Origin of the sequence: Mesorhizobium sp. Mes31, assembly GCF_024519675.1 — a bacterium.
In the GTDB taxonomy this organism is placed as follows: domain Bacteria; phylum Pseudomonadota; class Alphaproteobacteria; order Rhizobiales; family Rhizobiaceae; genus Mesorhizobium.
In genome coordinates this window covers 1-401 of record NZ_JALJRL010000076.1, presented here as the reverse complement: position 1 = coordinate 401, position 401 = coordinate 1, and the positions used below count along the sequence as shown (strand labels likewise).

Sequence of the window (401 nt, the reverse complement as noted above, 5' to 3'; positions counted from 1 at the left end):
TGCCAGTTCTCGCCCTTGATATCGTGGACGACGGCTGAGCTCGGCCAGGTCAGCAGTGATGGGACGACAAGGCCGACACCCTTGCCCGAACGTGTGGGCGCAAAGCACAGCACGTGCTCCGGTCCGTCGTGGCGCAGATAGGCGCCGTCAAACCGCCCAAGCACCACTCCATCGGAGCCGAGAAGGCCAGTTGCCTTGACCTCCTGCTTGTCGGCCCAGCGGGCGGAGCCGTAGGTCTCGACCTTCTTGGCCCCGCGAGCCCGCCAGACCGACATGCCGATGGCGACGGCGACGCAGGCGAACCCGCCGGAAGCCGCGATAAAGGCTCCCTCCACGAAGATCGACGGCGCGTAGGCATCGAAGCCATACCACCACCAGAAGAAGGACGGCGGAAGGTAAAA

Annotated in this window: 1 protein-coding gene; it reads right to left on the bottom strand. The window is 65.1% G+C overall.

The window, feature by feature from the left end:
* On the bottom strand, positions 1 to 401 hold a 401-nt coding region (locus NR193_RS33370), incomplete at both ends, for a type IV secretory system conjugative DNA transfer family protein (RefSeq protein WP_256754900.1).